Annotated in this window: 1 protein-coding gene; it reads left to right on the top strand. The window is 48.7% G+C overall.

The features are described 5' to 3' along the window. A partial coding sequence (locus tag AC1M83_RS14225) for a phage late control D family protein (protein ID WP_481590948.1) occupies positions 1-306 on the top strand: 306 nt, incomplete at both ends.

Genomic DNA, 306 nt, shown 5'->3' with positions numbered 1-306 from the left:
GCCATGCCCTTAACGAAGGCGTGCAAGCAGAACTCATCTGTCTCTCGACCAATGCCTTAATTCCACTCAAACAATTCATCGGCACACAAGTCGCCGTCGATCAAGTCACTGATCAAGGAACCCTGTTTAGAACCACTGGCATCATTACCGAAGCCTCACAAGGACAAAGCGATGGGGCACTGACCCTCTACAAACTTACGCTTAACGATGCAACCTCACTTTGGCACAAACGCCGCAACAGCCGCGTATTTATGAACAAATCCGTGGTCGAAGTGGTCGAAATCCTCTTTGAAGAATGGCAAAACA

The organism is Acinetobacter sp. 25-47-130 (genome assembly GCF_056779705.1).
Note: the sequence above shows the minus strand (reverse complement) of the source record. Positions and strands in the feature narration are given on the sequence as shown.